Origin of the sequence: Streptomyces herbicida (assembly GCF_032656585.1) — a bacterium.
Lineage (GTDB): Bacteria > Actinomycetota > Actinomycetes > Streptomycetales > Streptomycetaceae > Streptomyces > Streptomyces herbicida.
Genome location: NZ_JAUYWJ010000013.1, coordinates 1 through 22,328, shown reverse-complemented (window position 1 = coordinate 22,328; position 22,328 = coordinate 1). Strand labels below are relative to the sequence as shown.

The 22,328-nt window shown below is 71.7% G+C and carries 8 protein-coding genes; 1 reads left to right on the top strand and 7 read right to left on the bottom strand.

The window, feature by feature from the left end; translation table 11 throughout:
* Nucleotides 1–407 precede the first annotated feature (407 nt).
* Nucleotides 408–986 (bottom strand): LuxR C-terminal-related transcriptional regulator, encoded by a 579-nt coding sequence (locus tag Q8A52_RS26085; RefSeq protein WP_316755782.1) that lies wholly within the window; start codon nt 984–986, stop codon nt 408–410.
* A 477-nt stretch (nt 987–1,463) separates the two neighbouring features.
* Between Q8A52_RS26085 and Q8A52_RS26080 the strand changes: the two genes are divergently transcribed.
* On the top strand, nt 1,464–4,961 hold the full coding sequence (locus Q8A52_RS26080) for a BTAD domain-containing putative transcriptional regulator (protein ID WP_316755780.1): 3,498 nt from the start codon (nt 1,464–1,466) through the stop codon (nt 4,959–4,961).
* 81 nt (nt 4,962–5,042) lie between these two features.
* Here the strand turns inward: Q8A52_RS26080 and Q8A52_RS26075 are convergent, their stop codons facing one another.
* The 6 genes from Q8A52_RS26075 to Q8A52_RS26050 all read right to left on the bottom strand — a co-directional run.
* The gene (locus tag Q8A52_RS26075) at nt 5,043–5,237 is read right to left on the bottom strand and encodes a ferredoxin (RefSeq protein WP_316755778.1); all 195 of its coding nucleotides are present in this window, start codon (nt 5,235–5,237) and stop codon (nt 5,043–5,045) included.
* A 44-nt stretch (nt 5,238–5,281) separates the two neighbouring features.
* Nucleotides 5,282–6,496 carry a cytochrome P450 gene (locus Q8A52_RS26070; protein ID WP_316755776.1) on the bottom strand — a complete coding sequence of 405 codons (1,215 nt, stop codon included), beginning with the start codon at nt 6,494–6,496 and terminating at the stop codon, nt 5,282–5,284.
* A 585-nt stretch (nt 6,497–7,081) separates the two neighbouring features.
* On the bottom strand, nt 7,082–8,281 hold the full coding sequence (locus Q8A52_RS26065) for a cytochrome P450 (RefSeq protein ID WP_316755774.1): 1,200 nt from the start codon (nt 8,279–8,281) through the stop codon (nt 7,082–7,084).
* A 45-nt stretch (nt 8,282–8,326) separates the two neighbouring features.
* Nucleotides 8,327–9,583, bottom strand: a complete 1,257-nt coding sequence (gene ccrA, locus Q8A52_RS26060) for a crotonyl-CoA carboxylase/reductase (RefSeq protein ID WP_316755773.1) — start codon at nt 9,581–9,583, stop codon at nt 8,327–8,329.
* A gap of 58 nt (nt 9,584–9,641) precedes the next feature.
* The gene (locus Q8A52_RS26055; protein WP_316755772.1) at nt 9,642–19,700 is read right to left on the bottom strand and encodes a type I polyketide synthase; all 10,059 of its coding nucleotides are present in this window, start codon (nt 19,698–19,700) and stop codon (nt 9,642–9,644) included.
* 46 nt (nt 19,701–19,746) lie between these two features.
* Nucleotides 19,747–22,328: SDR family NAD(P)-dependent oxidoreductase (locus tag Q8A52_RS26050; RefSeq protein WP_316755771.1), on the bottom strand; the 2,582-nt coding region annotated here is incomplete at its 5' end.

Here is a 22,328-nt window from a genome sequence, read left to right as displayed (position 1 = left end):
CTGAGCTTGGAAAGAGAAAAGACGGATCGGAAGGCCGGCCGGAGCGGTGCGGCCTGAGGCGGAACGGACCGTGTGAAGACCGCGCACAGGCCGTCGACGGAATCCGGGACGGGCACGCTGCCCCTGTGCAGGCCGGGCCCGGAGGTTCGGTCACCCGGTGTACAGAAGAGGGCATTCCCGTACGGCCCGCTCCCGGGCGCGGGCAGCGCTCACGCGTGCCTTCAGGCGTCCGCCGGGCCCGGCAGCAGTGGGCAGGACACGGCCGGTTCGGACCGTCTGCCAACCCCGGAGCTTGTGGTAGCGCTGGTGACTCCGCGAGCGGCGAGTCCTGAGACCCTGCGTTCGGCCCGGGTGAACGCTGCCACAGCCGCCGGCGCGTGGGGGTGCCCGGCGGGCCCCTTGCCCGCTCACTTCACGAAGTCGTCCACGACCTCGGGCGGCCAGGTGCCGACCTTGAACACGCCCAGGGAGTAGGCGCGCGAGACGAGCGCGGCGCGGTTGGACACCTTCAGCTTCCGCAGCAGGCAGGTCACGTGGTACTCGACGCCCTGTCGGCTGAGGTAGAGGCTTGCTGCCAAGGGGACGGTGGAGACGCCGGCGGCGATGCCTTCGAGGATGCGCGCGTCCATCGCGGAGAGGATCTTCTTGCGTTTGGTCACCACACGTGTCTGCTCGACGTCCCCGGCCGTGGGCATCATGACCAGGATCGCGGTCGTGTCGGGCAGGCCTCCGCGCACCGCGACCGCGGTGAGGGGCACGGTGAAGGCGGACTCCTCGTCAGGCCCCACGGCAATGACGGGCGTGACGAATCGGTGGTTCTTCCCTTCAAGTAAATTGGAGAATTGACGCACCAGCGGCTGCTGCACGCTCGGGTGCACCACGTCACGGAAATTGCGACCGCATATGTCCTCGGACGAGCCGTTGAACTGGCTGAAGAACTCCTGGTTCGCCTGCTGGATGGTCAGGGTTTTATCGAGGCTCGCCATGCACAGGCCCGGAGTTGCAGGTGCTGGACTCAGCAATAGAGTGCTCCCTGTCAGGAAACTTGGGCGAAATAAATCGGAGGCCGGTGAGCGGCCGTGAAGGCCGTCAACAGGGGCGTCATCGGCCCTGGGACCAGCGGTAACTCCAGATGCGGAACATCGTGCGTCACCGCCCTTGCGGGGTCCTGGTCGAGCCGCTGGCGGCCCCCTTGCCGTCGCCCGCCGTCGATTTCCGGACGCCTGTCGAAATCCTTGCCGAACACCTGCTGATTTCTTGCCAATCGATGGATCTCCAGCTTGGAAGGCGTCGTTCGCTATGCCAGGATCCGCAGAGGACGGTGTGAGACCAGCCAGTTCAAAACCGTCCGTCAGCCATATCCGCAAGCACGATGGGGACCGTTCATGCCGTTACCTCCGACCGCGAACGTGTCACCCACGACGACCGGCCACGCTGAGCTCTTACTGAGCGTTCTGGGGCCCATGTCGGCGCGACACAACGGGCATGACCTGCCGCTCGGCCCGCCACGCCGGCGAACACTGCTGGCCCTGCTGCTCATCCGCCTTGGCCGCGTGGTGCCCACCGAACTGCTCATCGAGGAACTGTGGGGTGACGGAGCGCCCCGCCACGCCGTCGCCACACTCCAAAGCCATGTCTCTCATCTGCGCCGGTCCCTGGATACAAAGGCGAGAACAGGCCAAATTTCGGTGCTCCGTCATCGAACGCCCGGTTACGTGCTTGATCTCGATCCCGAACAGGTCGATGCCTGCCGCTTCGAGCGTCTGGTCACCGACGGTCGGCGGCTGCTGGAGCAGCACGATCCGCGCACCGCGCATGCCCGGCTCACCGAGGCTTTGGAGCTGTGGCACGGCTCACCGTACGCGGAGTTCGACAGCCATCCACCGCTCAGCGACGAGTGCACCCGACTCGAACAGATCCGGCTCACCGCCGTCGAGTCCCGCGCGGAGGCGCGGCTGACTCTCGGCGCTGCCGAAGAGGTCGCCGCCGATCTGGACGGGGAGGCGCGCCGTCATCCCACACGGGAGCGGCTGGTCGGCCACCTCATGACGGCACTGTCCCGGCTCGGGCGGCAAGCCGAGGCGCTTGAGGTGTATGAGCGGACGCGTAGTCATCTGGTCGAGGAGTTCGGCGTGGACACCGCAGCCGAACTACGCCGGGTCAGAAACGCGATCCTGCGCCAGGAGCCGGGAGCGAGCGCCCCCTCGAAGAAGCTGTCACCCACACCGCTTGAGTCCACCGGAGCGTCACATGTCCCGCTCGTGATGAACGAGATCGGTGACGACGGAGTACAGAACTCCGAGGGCTTCGAGGGCTCCTGGGACGGTAGGACGGCCGTCACTCCCCCGGGACACGGCACGGCGGTGGCAACCGATGACGTCAACGGGACAGACGATTCCGGCGCGGCCGTCGAACCCGAGGGGATCACAGGGATCGACGCGCGCTCGCAGACGCGAACTGATGTGCCGCCGGACGCGCGGGCGGATGCTGCCGGAACGCAAGCCGGGACAGCCCGGTGGCGACCTGTACCCGAGCCGGCAGCCGCCCCGGAAGCCGGGGAGATCCCGGAGTCCGAGTCGGGGTGGACGGCTGCCCGTTCACCGTTCACCGGCCGCAGCCAAGAGCTCGACCGCCTGACGACCGCCGCCGCGAGCGCGCTCGTGGGCCACGGCCATGTCGCCGGCGTCCTCGGCCCCCCAGGAGTCGGAAAGACCCGCCTGCTGCTTGAACTTGCGGCACGTTTGGAAAGCATGGACACGCATGAGAAGGGCTCCAGGTTGGAGGTGGTCTGGAGCCACTGCTTCCCCGGCGAAGGCGTTCCCGCCTACTGGCTTTGGACCCAGATCCTGCGGCGGCTGTCCGCCACCCGGCCGGATGCCTTTCGCAAGGCGACGGAACCGTTCGACACACTGCTCGCCCCACTGATGCCCGAGCGGTCGGCGGCCCGGACCGAAGGCGGCCCGAGAGGGGCCTCCGACTGGAGCCAGGCCCGCTTCCTCGCCCACGACGCGGTCTGCGAAGTGTTACTCACCCTCGCCGCGCAACACCCGCTCGTGCTGCTCCTCGAAGATCTCCAATGGGCGGACACCGCCTCCCTTGACCTGCTCAGGCTACTGAGCACCCGCTGCCAGGGCCATCCGCTCGGCATCGTGCTCACGGCCCGGAAGTTCGAGGCCGAGTCGGACGCAACCCTGCGCCGAATGGTCTCCGACGTGCTACGCGGCCCCAGGACCGACACGCTGCGGCTCTGCGGGCTCTCCCTGCAGTCCGTCGGTGCCCTCGTCGAGGCACATGCAGGGTCTGGTGTGGACCCGAAGGTTGTCGAGGTGCTGCACCGGCGCAGCGAAGGCAACCCGTACTTTGTGATGCAGCTTCTCTCCCTCTTGGGCGATGCGCGTAAACTCCATCGACCGGATGCGGTTGACGCGCTCCTGGCTCACATTCCCACCGGCGTACGCGAGGCTCTGCACCAGCGGTTCGCCGCGCTGCCCGAGCCGGTCCTGCGGGTACTTCGACTGTGCGCCGTCATCGGCGCCGAGGTGGACACCGACCTGCTGCACCGGACCGCCACGCCCGACGAACCGGTCATCGCGGGTCTTGAGTCCGCCATCCGTGCCGGCTTGCTCGGGGAGGACCCGCACCATCCGGGACGGCTGCACTTCGCTCACGCCCTGGTCCAGGAGACACTCGTCGACGAGCTCCCCCGTGAGGACCGCCACCGCCTGCACGCCAGGGTCGCCGACGCGCTGAGCGCACGCAGGCGCGGGCAAGTGGGGGACGAGGAGATCGAGCGGGTGGCACATCACAGCTGGCACGCCAAGAGGGCACTGTCCCCCGCCGAGGTGCTGCCTCGGCTGCTGCTCGCCGCGGCACACGCCGAGCAGTCCATGGCGTACGAGCAGGTGGAGATATGGCTGCGCCGCGCAGTACACCTGGTCGGCTTCCTACCGCCGGACGATGCCGCCACCGTGAGGTTGGAACAGAAGCTGCACATCCAACTCGGCCAGGTACTCGCCACCACTCGCGGCTACGGCCACCCAGAGGCCGAGACGGCACTGACGCGCGGGCGCGCCCTCAGCACAGCCACTCATGCCCCCGAGGACCCGTCGGTGCTCTGGGCGCTGTGCACGGCACACCTGGTCACCGGGCGCTACGACGCCTCGCGGCAGTTTTCCGGCCTGCTCGGGGACATCTCGCGGCAGACCCAGGAGCCCGTGGCGGCGCTCGGTGCGGCGTACGGCGAAGGCATCGTGCTGCATGTGCGCGGAATGCTCCCGCAGGCGCTCGCCGACCTGGAGCGCGGCGTCGGCATGGCGGATCGCTTCGCCGACGAGGGTCATGAGCTGGCGCGCACCTTCCAGCACGACCCACGCGTCTCCTGCCGCTCCTACGACACCTTCACCCACTGGCTCCTAGGACACCGGCAGACCGCCGGCGCGCGCCGACGTGAGCTGTTGAGCCTCACCGCGTACGAAAGCAGGCCGTCCGACCGCTCCTTCGCCCTTTACGTGGACGGGGTCGTGGCGGCTTGGGAGGGTGACACCCGCACCGCACTCGCCTCGAGCGACGAAGGCGCCCGCGTCGCGGGCGAACATGGACTTCTCTACTGGAAGGCAATGCTGGGCGTCGTCAAAGGGTGGGGCCTGGCGCACGCGGGAGATCACGACGCCGGCCTCACCCTCATGCACACATCGCTGGCCGAACTGGGCCAGTCCAGGACGTACTTGCGCCACCCGCTCCACCTGGGCCTGTTGGGCCAGGCGCAACATCACGGCGGGCGGATCGAGGAGGCGAGGACTACCTTCCGGAAGCTGCTGGCCGCCGTCGAACAACGCCGCGAGCGCGTGTACCTCCATCCGGCACTGCCCGCGACCCCGCTGCTCCACGAACTGCTGGGCCACAGTGCTGACGCGCTCAAGGGCCGGGGTCCGGGACTGGACGGGCCCGACTCCGGCCGATGAGCAAGGTGGCCCTGGCCGCCCGGCTCCCGGGGAGCCACCGCTTGCACGGTTGCGGACCCCAAGCCGTGCGGCCGGTGCCGCTCAGTCCTCGTAGACCGCGATCGCCTGGACCGGACAGGCCATGGGGACGTCGTGCACACGCGGGTCCCCCGCCCCGTCCTCATGTCCCGGGACCAGGGCGACCAGCGCGTCGTCGTCCTGCGTGAAGACGCCGGGTGCGGTCATGACGCACTGGCCGGAGCCGATGCACCGGCCGCGGTCGATGGTGATGCGCATGGCGTGGCCCGCCTCCCTTCCTTCCGTTGCCTCCGCCCGGGCCCTCACCACGTGACGGGGAGCTCGATCGGACCCTGGGCGTCGTGACCGGCCTTGATGGGCACCTCGTCCAGGGGTACGGCCAGCCGCAGGCCCGGGATGCGGGCGAAGAGCGTGCCAAGGGCGATCTCGAGCTCGGCGCGGGCGAGATTCTGCCCCAGGCACTGATGGGTGCCGTGGCCGAAGCCGACGTGGTGACGTGCGTTGCGCCGGGCGTCGAAGATGTCTGGGTTCTCGTAGGCCTTGGCGTCGCGGTTCATCAGCGTGATGGAGACCAGCACCGCGTCCCCGGCCTTGATCGTCTCGCCGCTGACATCGATGTCCTCCTTGGCCATCCGGACCATGTAGTCGGAGACGGAGGTGAACCGCAGCAACTCCTCGACCACTCCCGATACCGCACCGGGCTCGCGCAGCAGCACGTCGATCTGCTCGGGGTGCTGGATGAGCGTGAGGGCTCCGAGGGCGATCGCGTTGACGGTGGTCTCGTGGCCGGCCACCAGCAGGACCAGCGCGATCATGACCACCTCGTTGTGGTCCAGCTCGCCCTCCTCCAACTGGCGTGCGATCAGCTCGTCCAGGAGGCCGTCCCCAGGCTCGGCCTGCTTCTTCCCGACCAGGCCGTGCAGATACGTGTACAACTGGCCGAAGGCCGCGTCGGCTTCCGCCGACGCCGCGGCGCCCACGAAGTTGCGGGAGCACTCCTCGAAGAAGTCATGGTCCCCGTACGGGACGCCGAGGAGCTCGCAGATTGCCATGGAGGGCACCGGCAGGGCGAAGGCCGACACCAGGTCTGCGCCCGGCCCCTTCGCCAGCATGTCGTCCAGGAGCCGGTCAGCGAGGCTCTGAAGCTTGGGACGGATGACGTTCATGCGCTTGACGCCGAAGCTGGGGATCAGCATGCGCCGCTGCCGGGCGTGCAGGGGATCGTCGACGCCGATCAGCGGGAAGGCGAGCCCGCCGCGGTCCTCGGTGCGCCGGACGACGACGGGGAAGCCCGGGTGACCCCAGTCGGAGGACAGCCGGGGATCGACGAGCAGCGCCCGTCCCTCGGCATGCCCGGTGATCAGCCACGCCGGTCGGCCGTCGAACAGCGTGACCTGCGTCAGCGGGTTCTCGCCCCGCCATTCCGCGTAGGCCTTCGGCGGCTGGTACGGGCAGGTCCGGTCCTGAGGGAAGGACGGGGCCTGCTGCCCAATGAGGCGGATTTCGGTCTCGGTCATCTCGTGCCTTTCGAACAATGGGCAGTGCGGTCGTTCATCGGTGAGTGATGGGTTACGGGAGACAGGTTTCAGTCCGTCAGCAAGGCCGTGCGCAGCCCTGTCGGCACCCGTCCGTCCGGCCCCGGACCTCGTCGGGCAAGTGGGCCACGGGCCGCTGCCAAGGGCTCCTCGGCGCCGCCGTGGCCGACCGGCCGGCCGTCGAAGGACTCGGTCACCGACCGGACGTCGGGCGCGTGCCGGGACACGGCGTACGAACCGTCGCCGCGCTCGGTGACGGCGGCCCCGGTGAACGGGGCTGCGCGCTGGGCCGCCCGGGAACGCGCCCGCCGTCGCGTCGGGCTGTGGCGTGCGCAAGCGGCTTCGGGGGCAGTCATCGCGAGGGCCGCGGCGGAGGGAGAGTCGCGGCGGCACGAAAACCGACATGCGGAATCTCCAGGTCCGGCGGCCATGCGCCCGAAGCAGGGCAACCCCTGGTGTGCGCGGCGGCCTTGGCCGCCCCCGGCGCGAGGCGGCCGCGGAAGGCGTGATCAGCGCACGCGGTCCGCGGGCGCTGATCTCCTGTGGGAGTGGGCCGTGATGCGGGGGTCACCAGGTGACGGGCAGCTCGTGCACGCCGTAGAAGACCATGTCGGTGCGGAAGCGGAGCTCCTCGACGGGCTTGGCCAGACGCAGGGTCGGGAATCGGCGGAACAGGGTCTCGAAGACGATCTGCAGCTCGATCCGGGCGAGTTGCTGGCCGATGCACTGGTGTGCGCCGAAGCCGAAGGCCAGATGCGGGGCGGGGCGGCGGGTGATGTCGAAGCGCTCCGGCTCCTCCACGAAGGCGGGGTCGAAGTCGGCGGCGAGGACGTGCGCGACGGCCTGATCACCCTCGGCGATGCGCACGCCACCGAGCTCCACGTCCCGGGTGGCGACCCGTTCGCCGCCGAACTGGCCGATGGTGAGGTAGCGCAGCAGTTCCTCGACCGCGTTGCCGATCAGCGACGGGTCCTCGCGGAGCAGGGCCAGCTGGTCGGGGCGGTCGAGGAGCAGCGCCGTACCGAGGCCGATCATGCAGGCGGTGGTGTCGTGGGCCGCGATCAGCAGGGTGCCGGCCGCGTTCATGAGGAACATGTCGTCGACGACGCCATCGGGGTCCTCGGTGTTGATCAGCGCCGAGATCAGGTCCTCACCGGGGTTGGCCCGGCGCTCCTGGACGAGCTGGTAGAGCAGCCCGCCCAGGCGCATGCCGGCGGCCTCGGTGGCGGCGGCGTCCTGGTCGACCCGCATCATCGCCTCGGCGATGTCCTGGAACTCCGCCCGGCGCTCGACCGGGACACCGAACAGGTCGGAAATCACCATGGAGGGCACCGGGTTGGCGAAGGTCTTCACCAGGTCGACCGGACCACCGCGGGCCTCGATGGCATCGAGGTGCTCGTCGACGATGCGCTGGATGTTCGGCCGGAGCGCCTGCATGCGCCGGACGGTGAACTCCTTGGCGAGCAGCTTGCGGTCTAACGTGTGCTCCGGCTCGTCCTGCCACAGCAGGCTGCCGCGGCCGGGCTTCTGGGTGACGACGCCGTCCTGGGTGTGCAGCGCGTGGGGCACCTGGACGCTGAACGAGGGGTCGCGCAGCAGGGCGCGTACCTCCTCGTAGCCGGTCACCAGCCACGCCTCGTGGCCGCTGGTGAAGGTGGCCCGGGTCACCGGGGCGGCCGCCCGGATGTCGGCGATGCCGTCCGGGGGCAGGAACGGGCAGCTTCGGGACTTGGGGACGGCGGGCGCGTCGGCGGTGGGCTCGGGCATGACTCTCCTTGCACTTGTGGAAAGGGGGTTCGTACGGCGGGACGGTCAGGCGGCGGCGAGTTCGAGCGCCGTCTCGCCGCGCCGAGGCGCGTTCACGAGGACGGCCATGTTCCCGGAGGGGTGCACGTTGTCGTGCATCATCTGGTGCATGCGCCCGATGTCCTGGAAGCCGTCGCAGGCGGACAGGCAGGGGTCGAGCATGCCGGCGCCGACGAGGTCGATGACCTCGCGGCACTGGCGGGTGTCGGCGTAGTGCGAGCCCTGGAGGCGCTTGGAGCGCATCCACAGGTGGCGCAGGTCGACGTCTCCGTTGTAGCCGGAGGTGCCACCGCAGATCACCACCATGCCGGCGTTGTCGCACAGGTACATCGAGGTCGGCAGGGTGTCCTGGCCGCTGTGCTCCAGCACGATCCGCGGGGACTTGCGCTCACCGAGGATCTCCCAGACCTTCTTGCCAACCCCGCGAGCGCCGCGCAGGAACCGCGCCGACGCCTCGGCGTCCCCGACATCGGGCAGCCGGCCCCAATGATCGAAGTCGTGGCGGTTGACGGTGCCCGCCGCCCCGAGGCGGCGGCAGTATTCGGAGCGGTCCTCGCTGGACACCACGGCGATCGGAATGCCGCCGGCCAGCCTGACGAGCTGGATGGCCATCGATCCGAGGCCGCCCGCACCGCCCCAGATCAGAACGGGGTCGCCGGGGCGGACCGTGTTGCCCTGCCAGCCGAACAGCTGCCGGTAGGCCGTGGGCCCGGTGAGCAGGAAGGCCGCCGACTCCTCCCACGACAGATGGGCGGGCTTGGGGTGGCACTGGTACTCGTCGACGCGGCAGAACTGTGCGAAGGAACCGTAGTTGGTCTCGTACCCCCAGGCCTTGATGCTCTCGGAGACCAGAGGGTCCGTGCCCAGCCGGATGTCCGCGGCGGCCTCGTCCCACTGGCCGCTGGTGAGCAGCACGTGGTCACCCACCTTGACGTTGCGGACGCCTTCACCGACGGCCCACACCACACCGGAGGCCTCCGAGCCTCCGATGTGGAAGTCCTCGGGCTGACCCTGGCGCTGCCGCATCCCGATGACGTCGACCGGCTTGCCCAGTGAGGACCACACGTTGTTGTAGTTGATGCCGGCGGCCATCACGTAGACCAGCACCTGGCCCCGGCCCACCTGGGGGGTGTCGACGACCTCGGTGCGGAACGCCTGCTTGGGCTCCCCGAAGCGGTTCTGGCGGATCACCGAGGCGTACATCTGCCGCGGGACCTCACCGAGGGGCGGGGTCTCGCCTATCTCGTAGAGAGCCTTCGTCATGATTTCTCTCCCACCTCTGCTCTGTCCGGTCTGGGTGCTCGCGGTGGTCGCGGGCCGGTCATGCGGTCGTTGCGTCCGGAGGTGCGGCGGCGCCGGACGAATCGGTGACGACGTCCGCCAGCCAGGAATCCACCGCCGCCGCGGTGGTGCCGGCGTGGTCCTCCAACATCGAGTAGTGGTTTCCGCTCACTTCGACGATCGTGTCCACGTGCTCGGGCGGTGCCGCGCGCCCGTCGCCGTCGGCGGCGCCGGCCAGCATGGGCTCGCTCGCCCGTACGAGAAGGGTCGGCGCGGCGATCTCCGGCGCGGTCCAGTCGTCGAACAGACGCATGTAGCGGCCCATCGCGGTGAGCTGTTCGCCGCCGGACCTCATGAAGTCCAGGCGCTGCGACTGCGCCTGGGCCATCGCGTTGAGCACCTGGTGGTCGAAGGGGACCTCGCGGCTGAAGCTGTCGACCATCACCACGGCCGCCGGCTGCTCGCCCATGGCCTCCAGATGGGCCGCCACGCCGTGGGCGATCCAGCCGCCCGAGGAGTAGCCGAGCAGGACGACCGGCTTTCCGCCGGCGCACTCCCGTACGGTCTGCGCGTGCAGCCGGAGCACGACATCCGGGTCGGACGGGACCGGCTCGCCCTTCTCGTAGCCGGGGTGGACCAGCGCCCACACGTCCAGCCGGTCGCGGAAGGGTGCGGCGAACCGCGCGTACTGGTGCGCCCCAGCCGGTACGACGTACGGCGAGAAGCACATCAGCGCGAGGGGATGGTCGCCTTGCGACAACCGTACCGGGGCGGGCCGCTGGGCCAGTTCCTCGGGCCGCTCGAACGAAGGCCGGAAGCGGGCCGCCTCCATCAGCATCCCCATGGCCTCGGCGGCCGTCCCGTTCTCGCTCGCGTGCCGGTAGAGCTGCACCAGCATGTCGGTGGACCGCTCCTGCGCCGCGCCGCGGCCGGCTCCCTGGAGCAGCGTCAACAGGTGCTTGGCGAGCCTGGCGGGCGTGGGATGGTCGAAGGCCAGTCCGGCGGGCAGGTGGAGACCGGTCGCCGCCGACAGGCGCCGGCGCAGGTCGATCGCGGTGAGCGAGTCGAAGCCGAGCTCCAGGAAGTGCGCGGTGGGCAGCACGTCCTCGGCCGACGCGTGACGGAGGACCACGGCGCTCTGGGCGCGGATGTGTTCCAGCAGCCGCTCCTCCTGCTCGTCCGGGCCGAGTGCGGCGAGCTCGGTCGCCAGCGTCGCTCCGGCGCCGGTGTCCTCTCCGGCGGCCTGCTCGGCTTCCAAGAGCCGTTGTACGTCGGGCAGGTCGGCCAGCAGCGGGCTCGGCCGTCCCACGGTGAAGGCGGGCAGGAACTTCTCCCAGTCGATCGGGGCGACGGTGAGGGCCGCTTCCTCGTGCTCGACGGCCTGGCGCAGGGCACAGATCGCGAGTTCGGGGGGCATGAGGCCCAGGCCCCGCCGCTCACCGCGCTCCTGGACCGCGTCGTCGACCATGCCGCCGCCCGCCCAGCCGCCCCAGGCGACCGAGGTCGCGGTCAGGCCGCGGGCCCGCCGCCGCAGTGCCAGGGCGTCGAGGAAGGCGTTGGCACAGGCGTAGGAGGCCTGCCCACCGCTGCCCCATACGCCGGCACCGGAGGCGAAGAGGACGAACGCGTCCAGCTCACGGCCGTCGAGCAACTCGTCGAGGTGGACGGCGCCGGTGACCTTGGCGGCCGCGGCTTCGGCGAACTCGTCGAGACCGGCGTCGGCCAGCATGGACGACCGTGCCGTGCCGGCGGCGTGCAGCACCGCGGTGAGCGGGTGCCGGGACTCGATGCCGGCGAGCAGCCGAGCGACCGCGTCGCGGTCCGCGATGTCGCAGGCGGCGATGGTCACTTCGGCGCCCAGTGCGGTCAGCTCCGCGTGCAGTTCCCGCGCACCGGGGGCGTCGGGCCCGCTCCTGCTGGTGAGGACCACGTGTCGCGCGCCCGCACCGGCCAGCCAACGGGCGAGGTGCCGGCCCACGCCGCCGGTTCCGCCGGTGACCAGGACGGTGCCGCGAGGCTGCCACGGTGTCGCGGCCGCCACGTCGGTGGGCCGCGCCCGGAGCATGCGCCGTCCGTACACGCCGTCGACCCGTACGGCGAGCTGATCCTCGTCGTGCTGGGCCAGCACTCCGGCCAGTCGGCGCAGCGCGTGCTCGTCCGGCTTCTCGGGCAGGTCGACGAGACCGCCCCAGCGCCGGGGCAGTTCCAGTGCGGCGACGATACCCAGACCCCAGAGCTGTGCCTGGTCTGCGTCCCGCAGCGGGTCGGTGACTCCGGTGGACACGGCTCCGCTCGTCGCGCACCACAGCGGTGCCTGGACGTCCACGTCGCCCAGCGCCTGCACCAGGGCGACGGTCGTGGCTAGGCTCGCCGACAACGTCGGGTGGGCTGGGTGGCAGCCGGGGGCGAGGCCGAGCATCGACAGGACACCGGCGGGCTGTTCCCCGCCGAGTTCCTCGGCGAGCCGGCTCGCGGCCTGCGCGCGGTTGCAGTCGACGGGGAGTTCGACGACGCGCACCTTGGCGCCGTGGGCGCCGAGCACGCCGACGACGCAGGGCGCCCACTGCTCGTCCGCCAGCCCGGCGGGCAGGACGGCGAGCCACAGGCCGTTCAAGCCGGGGGCCGGGTGGTCGGTCAGCCGCCGGAAGGAGACACGGTAGCGCCAGCCGTCCACCGTGGACTTCTCCCGGCCCCGCCGACGCCACGCGGACAACACCGGCAGCGCCGGGCCGACGAGGGCGGCATCGTCCGCCCCGAGTTCACCGGCGAGCCCGGACAGGTCCGTGTTCTCCACCAGCTCCCAGAACCCGGCCTCGACCGGATCGACGCCCGCAGGCACCGGGTCGGCGCTCTCCAGCCAGTACCGCTGCCGCTGGAACGCGTACGTCGGCAGCTCCACGCGCCGTACCGGACGCCCGGCGAAGGCGACCGTCAAGTCCACGTGAACTCCGCTCACGTGCAGTTCGGACACGGAGCACAGGAAGCGGTCCATGCCGCCCTCGCCTCTGCGCAGCGAAGTGCCGGTCACGGCGTCGGCACCGCTCGCCTCCGCGATCTCCTGCACCGCGCCGGCCAGCAGCGGGTGCGGGCTGCACTCGACGAACACGCCATGCCCGTCCGCCAGCAGCGTCCGTACGGTCCGCTCGAACTCCACCGTGTGGCGCGCGTTGCGGTACCAGTACTCGGCGTCCAGGGCGGTGGTGTCCAGCAGGGTGCCGGTCACCGTGGAGTAGAAGGGGATGTCCGCCGCGCCCGGCGCGACCGGGGCCAGCAGTTCCAGGAGTTCGGTACGCAGGCTCTCGACCTGGGCGGAGTGCCCGGCACCGGTGGCGCCGCGGACCTTGCGGACGCGCACGCCCTCGGTTTCGAGTTCCGCCAGGAGTTCGTCGACCGCGTCGGGCTCTCCGGAGACGGTCAGGGCGGCGGGCCCGTTCACGGCGGCGACCGACAACCGGTCCCCGTACTTCTCCAACCGCGCACGGACCCGGTCGGCGGGCATGGAGACCGCGAGCATCGCGCCCTTGCCCATGAGCGTGGTCAGCGAGCGGCTGCGCAGGGCCACGATCCGGGCCGCGTCGTCCAGCGTCAGCGCGCCCGAGACGAACGCGGCGGCGACCTCGCCCTGCGAGTGACCGACGACGGCGGCAGGCGTCACACCGTAGGAGCGCCACAGGGCGGCCAGCGACACCATCACCGTGAACAGCGCGGGCTGGGCGACCTCCACCTCGGCCACGTCCGGCGCATCGGGCTCGGCGCGCAGGACGTCGAGCAGCGGCCAGTCGAGGTAGGGGGCGAACGCGTCGGCGCAGGCCCTCGCCTGCTCGGCGAAGACCGGGGAGGTGTCCAGCAGTTCGCGAGCCATCTCCGTCCACTGCGAGCCGTGACCGGGGAAGACGAAGACGACCCTGCCGGAGGCCGCGGCGGTGCCCTGGACCACGGTGTCCGCGGGTTCGCCGTCGGCGAGCGCCGCGAGCCCGGCCCGCAGCTCCTGCCGGTCACGGCCGACGACCACGGCCCGCTGCTCCAGCCGCGTCCGCGTGGTGACGAGAGCGCGGCCGACGTCGGGCAGGCAGAGCCCTTCGCTGCGGTCGAGGTGGTTCAACAGCCGACGTGCCTGCTCGCGCAGAGACCGCGCGGACTTCGCGGACAGCGCCCACGGGAACACGTCCAGGGGCCGTGCGGCGGTCGCGTCCTGCGCTGCGTGGGTCTGCTCGCCCTCGGCGGCGGGCGCGGTCCGCGGGGCCTGCTCGATGACGGTGTGCACGTTGGTGCCGCTCATCCCGAACGAGGAGACGGCCGCACGCCGTGGCCTGTCCTGGTCGGGCCAGGCGGTCTGCTCGGTGAGCAGGCGCACGTTCCCGCCGGCCCAGTCGACGTCCGGTGTCGGCTCATCGACGTGCAGCGTCTGCGGCAGGATGCCGTTGCGGATGGCCATCACCATCTTCATGACACCGCCGACGCCCGCGGCCGCCTGCGCGTGGCCGATGTTGGACTTCAGCGAGCCCAGCCACAGCGGCCGGCCCTCCGGCCGCTCCTGACCGTACGTGGCCAGCAGCGCCTGCGCCTCGATCGGGTCGCCGAGCCGGGTTCCGGTGCCGTGGGCCTCCACGGCGTCCACCTCGTCCGGGGCGAGCCGGGCGTTGGCCAGCGCCTGCCGGATGACCTGCTGCTGGGCCTTGCCGCTGGGCGCCGTCAGGCCGTTGGAGGCACCGTCCTGGTTGACCGCGCTGCCCCGCACGACGGCCAGGACCTCGTGCCCGTTGCGGCGGGCGTCGGACAGCCGCTCCACCAGGACCAGGCCCACACCCTCGGCGAAGCCGGTGCCGTCCGCGGACGAGGAGAACGCCTTGCACCGGCCATCGGCGGACAGCGCGCGCTGCCGGCTCGACATCGTGAACGCGGACGGTCCGGCCATCACCATCACGCCGCCGGCCAGCGCCATGGAGCACTCGCCGCCCCGCAGCGCCTGCACGGCCAGGTGGAGGGCTGTCAGCGAGGACGAGCACGCGGTGTCGACGGTGACCGACGGCCCCTGCAGGCCGAACGTGTAGGAGAGCCGGCCGGAGATCACACTGGCCGCGTTGCCACTGGGAATGTAGCCCTCGACACCGTCGGGCACCTTGAGCGGGCGGCCGGTGTAGTCCTGGTAGCCGGAGCCGACGAAGACGCCCGTGGCGGTGGAGCGCATCGCGTCGGGGGCGATCCCGGCGCGCTCGAAGGCTTCCCAGGCGGTCTCCAGCAGCAGGCGCTGCTGCGGGTCCATCGCGACGGCCTCGCGCGGGCTGATTCCGAAGACCGCGGGGTCGAACTCGTCCGCGTCGTGCAGGAATCCGCCCTGGGTGGTGTATGTGGTGCCGGGGTGGTCGGGGTCCGGGTGGTAGAGCGCCTCGACGTCCCAGCCGCGGTTGCCGGGGAAGCGGGAGATCGCGTCGCCGCCGGAGGCGACCAGCTCCCACAGGTCCTCGGGCGAGCGCACGCCGCCGGGGTAGCGGCAGGCCATCCCGATGATGGCGATCGGCTCGTCCAGCACCGCGGCGGCCGCCGCGGCCGTGGCCGCCGTGTCCTGGCCACCGGTGAGTTCGGCGAGCAGGTGGGCGGCGAGGTCCGCGGCCGTGGGGTGGTCGAAGACCAGCGTCGTGGGCAGGGCGAGGCCGGTGGCCTCGTTGATCCGGTTGCGGAGTTCCACCGCGGTCAGGGAGTCGAAGCCGAGGTCCCGGAAGGGCCGGTCGGCCTCGACGGCGCCCGCTCCGTGGTGGCCGAGGACGGCGGCGGCGTGCGTGCGCACGAAGTCCACGAGGGAGCGTGCACGGTCTTCGGGCGACAGCCCGGCCAGGCTCTCAGCGAGCGCCCCGGAGCCGTGGCCCGCCTCGGGGGCGTCTTCCGCGAGCGTCGCGCGCACCTCGGGGAGGTCGCCGAGCAGCGGGCTGGGCCGGCCGAGGGTGAACGGCACGATGAAGCGCGACCATTCCACGTCGGCCACGGTCAGCAGGGTTTCGTCGCGGTCGAGCGCGCGCTGCAGGGAGGTGATCGCAGATGCGGGGGTCATCGCGCGCAGGCCGCGGCGGCGCAGCCGCTCCTCGTCGTCCCCGTCCTCGACCATGCCGCCGTCGGCCCAGGGGCCCCAGGAGACGGCGGTCGCGGTGAGGCCGCGGTCGCGGCGCTGCCGGGCGAGACCGTCGAGGAAGGCGTTGCCGGCGGCGTAGGCGGCCTGGCCGCCGCTGCCCCAGACGCCGGAGATGGAGGAGAAGAGGACGAAGGCGTCCAGCTCCTGGTTGCCCAGCAGCTCGTCCAGGTGGGCCGCGCCGCCGGCCTTGGCGGCGAGAGCGGCGGCGAAGGCGGCCGGGGTGGTGGCGTCCACCATGCCGGCGTCGGCGACTCCGGCGGCGTGCACGACGGCGGTGAAGTCGTGCTCGGCGAGCAGGGCCGCCACGGCGTCGCGGTCGGCCACGTCGCACGCGGCGAGCGTGACGCCGGCGCCGAGGTCCTCCAGTTCGTCGCGCAGGGCGGCGGCGCCCGGGGCGTCCGCGCCCCGGCGGCTGGTGAGGACGAGGTGTTCGGCGCCGCCGCGCGCCAGCCAACGGGCGACGTGGCCGCCCAGCGCACCCGTGCCACCGGTGATGAGGACGGTTCCGCGGGGCTGCCAGCGGCGGGTGGCCGCCCGTGCCGGTGCGTGGGTGAGCCGCCGGGCGAAGACGCCGGCGGCGCGGACGGCGAGCTGGTCCTCCTGCCACCGGCTCGTGAGCGCCTGTCCCAGCACGTCGGCCAGGCATGCTGCAGCCCGGCCGTCGACGGACTCCGGCAGGTCGATCAGGCCGCCCCAGCGTCGGGGCAGCTCCAGGGCGACGGTGCGGCCCAGGCCCCAGACCTGAGTGTGCCGGGCGTCGCGTACGGCGTCGGAGCCGCTCACGGCCACCGCGCCCGAGGTGAGGCACCACAGCGGAGCGTCGACGCCCGCGTCGCCCAGGGCTTGGACAAGCAGCAGGGTGGGCAGCACGGGGTCGCCGGTGACGAGCAGGGACAGCACGCCGTCGACCGACCCGATCCCGGCCAGCTCCCCGGCCAGACCGGCGCGGTCGCTCGCCGCACCCACGACCAGCGTCTTCAGAGTGGCGCCGCGAGCGGTGAGCGCGGTGCGGACCGCGGCGGTCTGCTCGTTCTCCTCCACCGGCACGGCCAACAGCCAGGTGCCGCCGATGCCGGCCGGAGCGAGCTCGCCCAGGCGCTTCCACGACTCGCGGTAGCGCCAGTTGTCTACGGTGGACTGCTCCTTGCGCTGCCGCCGCCATGACGACAGCCTCGGCAGTACGTCGCTGAGCGCGTCCCCTGCGCCGACGTCCAGTGTCTCGGCGAGGCCCTGGAGGTCCTCGCGCTCCACGGTCTCCCAGAACTCCGCGTCCACCGGGTCCACCGCCGCGGCGGCGGCGGTTTGCGGGGCGTCGACCCAGTACCGCTCGTGCTGGAAGGCGTAGGTCGGCAGTTCGGTCTTCCGCGCACCGACGAAGAAGGCGCTCCATTCCACCGCGACGCCGTGGGTGTGCAGGTGCGCGAGAGCCGTGACGAGTGCCTGCCGCTCGAGGCGGTCGGCCCGTAGCATCGGCACCGTGACCGCGCCGTCCAGGCAGCCCTGCGCCATGCCGCTGAGGACACCGCCCGGGCCGATCTCGATGAAGGTCTTCACACCCAGGTCGTGCAGGGTCCGCACGCCGTCGGCGAAGCGGACGGCCTCGCGGACGTGCCGCACCCAGTACTCGGGGGTATAGGCCTCGACGAGCCGACCCGTGACGTTGGAGACGACGGGGAGCTGCGGTTTCTCGAAGGCCAGCCCGCGGACGACCTCGGCGAACTCCTCCAGCATCGGGTCCATCAGCGGCGAGTGGAAGGCGTGGCTGACCTTCAGCCGGGACGTCTTGCGGCCCTGCTCGGCAAAGCCCGCGGCAATCTCCAGGGCCGCCGTCTCGTCGCCGGAGACCACCACCGACGAGGGGCCGTTGACCGCGGCGATACTCACGCCGTCGGTGAGGTGGGGCACGACTTCCTCTTCGATGGCCTGCACGGCGACCATCGCGCCGCCCGCGGGCAGGGCCTGCATCAGCGCGGCGCGGGCGGACACCAGCTTCGCCGCGTCGTCGAGGGACAGCGCACCGGCCACGTGCGCGGCAGCGATCTCGCCCACGGAGTGGCCCACGACGAAGTCTGGCCGGACGCCCAAGGATTCGAGGAGCCGGAAAAGGGCCACCTCGACCGCGAAGAGCGCGGGCTGGGCGCACCCGGTCCGGTGAAGCGTCTCGGCATCGACGTCGACGGGGGCGTCCAGACGCGCGCACACCTCGTCGTATGCCGCGGCGAAGACGGGGAACGCCGTGTACAACTCGCGCCCCATGCCGATGCGCTGCGAGCCCTGCCCGGAGAAGAGGAAGCCGGTCTTGCCGCCGGCCGGGCGCCCCAGCAGCACACGGGACGAAGGGGTCCCGGTGGCCAACTCCTCCAGCCCAAGGAGCAGTTCCTCACGGTTCTCCCCCACGACCGCGGCCCGGTGCCGCATGGCCGCGCGGGTCGTGGCCAGCGACAGCCCGACGTCCTGCGGTCGGACCTCGCCCCGTGCCAAGGGCAGCAGCCGGGCCGCCTGGGCCTTGAGCGCCGCATCGCTCCTGGCGGAGAGCACCCACGCCAGGGGGCCGTCGGCGGGATCCCCGGCGGGCTCCTCGTCCTGGGCCGGCGCCTGCTCGATGATGGTGTGGGCGTTGGTGCCGCTGACGCCGAAGGACGACACGGCGGCCCGGCGCGGGTGATCGGTCTGCGGCCACTCCACGGCCTCGGTCAACAGCCGCACCGCGCCCGCCGACCAGTCCACGTGCGGGGTCGGCTGGTCCACGTGGAGGGTCTGCGGGAGGACTCCGTGGCGCATGGCCATGACCATCTTGATGATGCCGCCGACACCCGCGGCCGCCTGCGCGTGGCCGATGTTGGACTTCAGCGAGCCCAGCCACAGGGGCTGTCCTTCGGGCCGCTCCCGGCCGTACGTGGCGAGCAGCGCCTGTGCCTCGATCGGGTCGCCCAGCGTCGTGCCCGTGCCGTGCGCATCCACGACGTCGATCTGGGCGGGAGACAGGCCGGCCGACGCCAGGGCCTGACGGATGACCCGCTGCTGCGCCGGACCGTTCGGCGCGGTCAGGCCGTTGGACGCGCCGTCCTGGTTCACGGCGCTCCCCCGCACCACCGCCAGGACCTCGTGGCCGTTGCGCGTGGCGTCGGACAGCCGCTCCACCAGGAGCATGCCGACGCCCTCGGCCCAGCCCGTGCCGTCGGCCCCGGCGCCGAAGGCCTTGCACCGTCCGTCAGGGGCCAGCCCGCGCTGGCGGCTGAACTCCACGAACGCGGTAGGCGTGGTCATCACCTGCACACCGCCGGCCAGCGCCATGGAGCACTCGCCACCGCGCAGCGCCTGGATCGCCCAGTGCAGCGCCACCAGCGACGACGAACACGCAGTGTCGACGGTGACCGCCGGGCCCTCCAGGCCGAAGGTGTAGGCGATACGGCCGGACATCACGCTGGCGGAGTTGCCGGTCCCGAGATGGCCGTCGGACTCGCCGCCCACCCCGACCAGGAGGTTGACGTAGTCCTGGTAGCCGGAGCCGACGAAGACTCCGGTACGGCTGCCGCGCACCGACTCCGCGTCGATGCCGGCCCGCTCGAACGTCTCCCACGTGGTCTCCAGCAGCAGGCGCTGCTGCGGATCCATCGCCACCGCCTCACGCGGGCTGATCCCGAAGAACCCCGGGTCGAACTCCCCCGCGTCGTACAGGAATCCACCGCGACGCGTGTACGTCTTGCCCGACGCGTCCGGGTCGGGGTCGTAGATGCCGTCCACGTCCCAGCCCCGGTCCGCCGGGAACTCGCCGACCGCGTCACCACCGGAGACCACCAACTGCCACAGGTCCTCCGGCGAACGCACCCCACCCGGATACCGGCACGCCATACCTACGATCGCGATGGGTTCCTGGTCCTTCTCCTCGACCTCGCGAAGGCGCTCCCGGACCTGACGAAGGTCTCCGGTGACGCGCTTGAGATACTCGAGTAGCCTGTCTTCGTTGCTGCTCATCCGCCTCATCCGTCCTCGGCTGTCGTTAAAGGTAGAGCGCCAAGAACTAGGAATTTTCTAGATCTTGATCGATCAGATCGAAGATGTCGTCGACCGTCGCGTCCTGGAGCTGCCGCCGCGCATCGGCCGATTCCGCGCCTTGCTCTCCGGCGGAGTTCACCAGGGACAGCACTTCCTGCAGCCGCCTGCGCACCGCTGACCGGACCGTCTCCTCGGCGGAGGCGGCCGTCGAGATCACCGACTCCAGCCGGTCGAGCTCGCTGAAGACCGACACCTCGTCCGGGCCCGCCTCGCCGGCGAGTTCGCTCCGCAGGCAGCGGGCGATCGCCTCGGGCGTCGGGTGGTCGAAGACCAACGTCGCGGGCAGGTTCAGTCCGGTGTCGGCAATGAGCAGGTTGCGCAGCTCCACCGCGGTCAGGGAGTCGAAGCCGAGGTCCCGGAACGCCACGTTCGGTTCCACCGCCGCGGAGCCGCTGTGGCCGAGTACGGCCGCCGCGTGCGCACACACCGTGTCCACGAGCAGGCGTTGCTGTTCGCCTTCGGACAGCGCCGACAGCTTCTCCTTGAGCGCGGACGGCTTCGCGGCCTGTTCGGCGGGCTCCTCCGCGAGGGCGTCCCTGACCTCGGGCAGGTCGCTCAGCAGCGCGCTCCGCCTGCTGACGGTGAACGGGACGACGAACCGCTCCCAGTCCACGTCGGCCACGGTCACCGTGCCGTCCCCGCCGCTCAGCGCACCGTGCAGCGCAGAGATCGCCCGGTCCGGCCGCAGCACGGTCAGACCCCGCTGCCGCAGCCGCTCCTCGTCCCCGGCATCGGCGACCATGCCGCCCTCGCCCCACGGGCCCCAGGCGATCGCGGTCGCGGCGAGGCCCCGGGCCCGCCGGTGCTGCGCCAGACCGTCGAGGAAGGCGTTCGCGGCCGAGTACGCGGCCTGCCCACCGCCTCCCCACACGCCGGAGATGGAGGAGAAGAGGACGAAGGCGTCCAGTTCCTGATCGCCGAGCAGTTCGTGGAGGTGCACGGCCCCGAGGGCCTTCGCGGCGACCGTCGCCGCGAAGTCGCCGAGGCTCGTCTCGGCGAGCATGCCCGCCTCGGCGGTGCCGGCCGTGTGGACAACGGCGTTCACCGGGTGCTCGGCGAGCAGCGCGGCCAGCGCCCCGCGGTCGGCCACGTCACAGGCGGCCACGGTCACGCGCACGCCCGTTTCCTCCAACTCGGCCTTGAGGCCGGCCGCGCCGGGCGCCGCGGGACCGCGGCGGCTGGTGAGCACCAGGTGCTCCGCACCCGCACCGGCGAGCCAGCGGGCGACGTGACCGCCCAGCGCACCCGTACCCCCGGTGATCAGCACGGTGCCGCGCGGCGACCACGAACGGTCGCTCCGGGCTGCGGGCAGACGCGACAGGCGCCGCACGAACACCCCGCGGTCGCGGACCGCCACCTGGTCCTCGGCCGACTGGCCGAGCACCGCGGCGAGGCGATCGGCGACCCGGTCGTCGACCGTGCCGGGAAGGTCGACGAGGCCGCCCCAGCGCCGCGAGTGTTCCAGCGCCGCCACCCGGCCCAGACCCCAGACCTGGGACTGGTACGGGTCCGTCGCCTCGTCGGCGGGGCTCACGCCCACCGCGTTCCGGGTCGCGCACCACAGCGGGGCGCCGATGCCCGCGTCGCCCAGGGCCTGGACGAGCAGGAGGGACAGCGCGACACCGGCGGTCAGTGCGGCGGCCGCCGGGGCGGCCTCGGCGTCGACGGCGAGCAGCGACAGGACGCCCGCCACGGTCTCGTCACCGGCCGCTCGGGCGAGCTGGGCGGTCAGGTCGTCACGGCCGGTGGCCGGCTCGACCGGGACCGGCAACGGGGCCAAGCCCCGCTCGGTCAGCCCGCGGAGGCAGGCGGTGACCCAGTCGTCGCCGAGCTGCGCAGCGCTGACCGGAACCAGCCATATACCGATCCGGGCAGGGCCCTCCGGGGCGGGGTCGGGTATCCCTTTCCAGGACACGCCGTAGCGCCAGCGGTCCACGGTGGACTGCTCGTTGCGCTGCCGCCGCCATGACGACAGCCTCGGCAGTACGTCGCTGAACGCGTCCCCTGCCCCGATGCCCAGGGTCTCGGCGAGGGCCTGCAGGTCCCCGCGCTCCACGGTCTCCCAGAACTCCGCGTCCACCGGGTTCGTCACCGTGACGGCGGCGGTTTGCGGGGCGTCGACCCAGTACCGCTCGTGCTGGAAGGCGTAGGTCGGCAGGTCCGTCTTCCGCGCACCGGCGAAGAAGACGTTCCAGTCCACGGAGACGCCGTGCGTGTGCAGATGCGCGAGGGCCGTCACGAGGGCCTGCCGCTCGGGGCGGTCACCGCGCAGCACGGGCACGGTGACGGCCTCGTCCGCGCAGGCCTGCGCCAAGCCGCTCAGTACGCCGCCGGGACCGATCTCCACGAACGTGGTCACGCCCAACTCGCCGAGGGTCTCGATGCCGTCCGCGAAGCGTACCGCCTCACGGACGTGCCGCACCCAGTACTCAGGGGTGTAGGCCTCGGCCAAGCCGCCCGTGAGGTTGGAGACCACCGGGATCCGCGGCTCACTGAACGTCAGACCGCGGACGACCTCGGCGAACTCCTCCAGCATCGGCTCCATCA

Bases quoted from the DNA above. Each gene is read 5' to 3' on its own strand.
- Q8A52_RS26085 (WP_316755782.1), bottom strand. From the start codon at position 986: ATGGCGAGCCTCGATAAAACCCTGACCATCCAGCAGGCGAACCAGGAG.
- Q8A52_RS26080 (WP_316755780.1), top strand. From the start codon at position 1,464: ATGTCGGCGCGACACAACGGGCATGACCTGCCGCTCGGCCCGCCACGC.
- Q8A52_RS26075 (WP_316755778.1), bottom strand. From the start codon at position 5,237: ATGCGCATCACCATCGACCGCGGCCGGTGCATCGGCTCCGGCCAGTGC.
- Q8A52_RS26070 (WP_316755776.1), bottom strand. From the start codon at position 6,496: ATGACCGAGACCGAAATCCGCCTCATTGGGCAGCAGGCCCCGTCCTTC.
- Q8A52_RS26065 (WP_316755774.1), bottom strand. From the start codon at position 8,281: ATGCCCGAGCCCACCGCCGACGCGCCCGCCGTCCCCAAGTCCCGAAGC.
- ccrA (WP_316755773.1), bottom strand. From the start codon at position 9,583: ATGACGAAGGCTCTCTACGAGATAGGCGAGACCCCGCCCCTCGGTGAG.
- Q8A52_RS26055 (WP_316755772.1), bottom strand. From the start codon at position 19,700: ATGAGCAGCAACGAAGACAGGCTACTCGAGTATCTCAAGCGCGTCACC.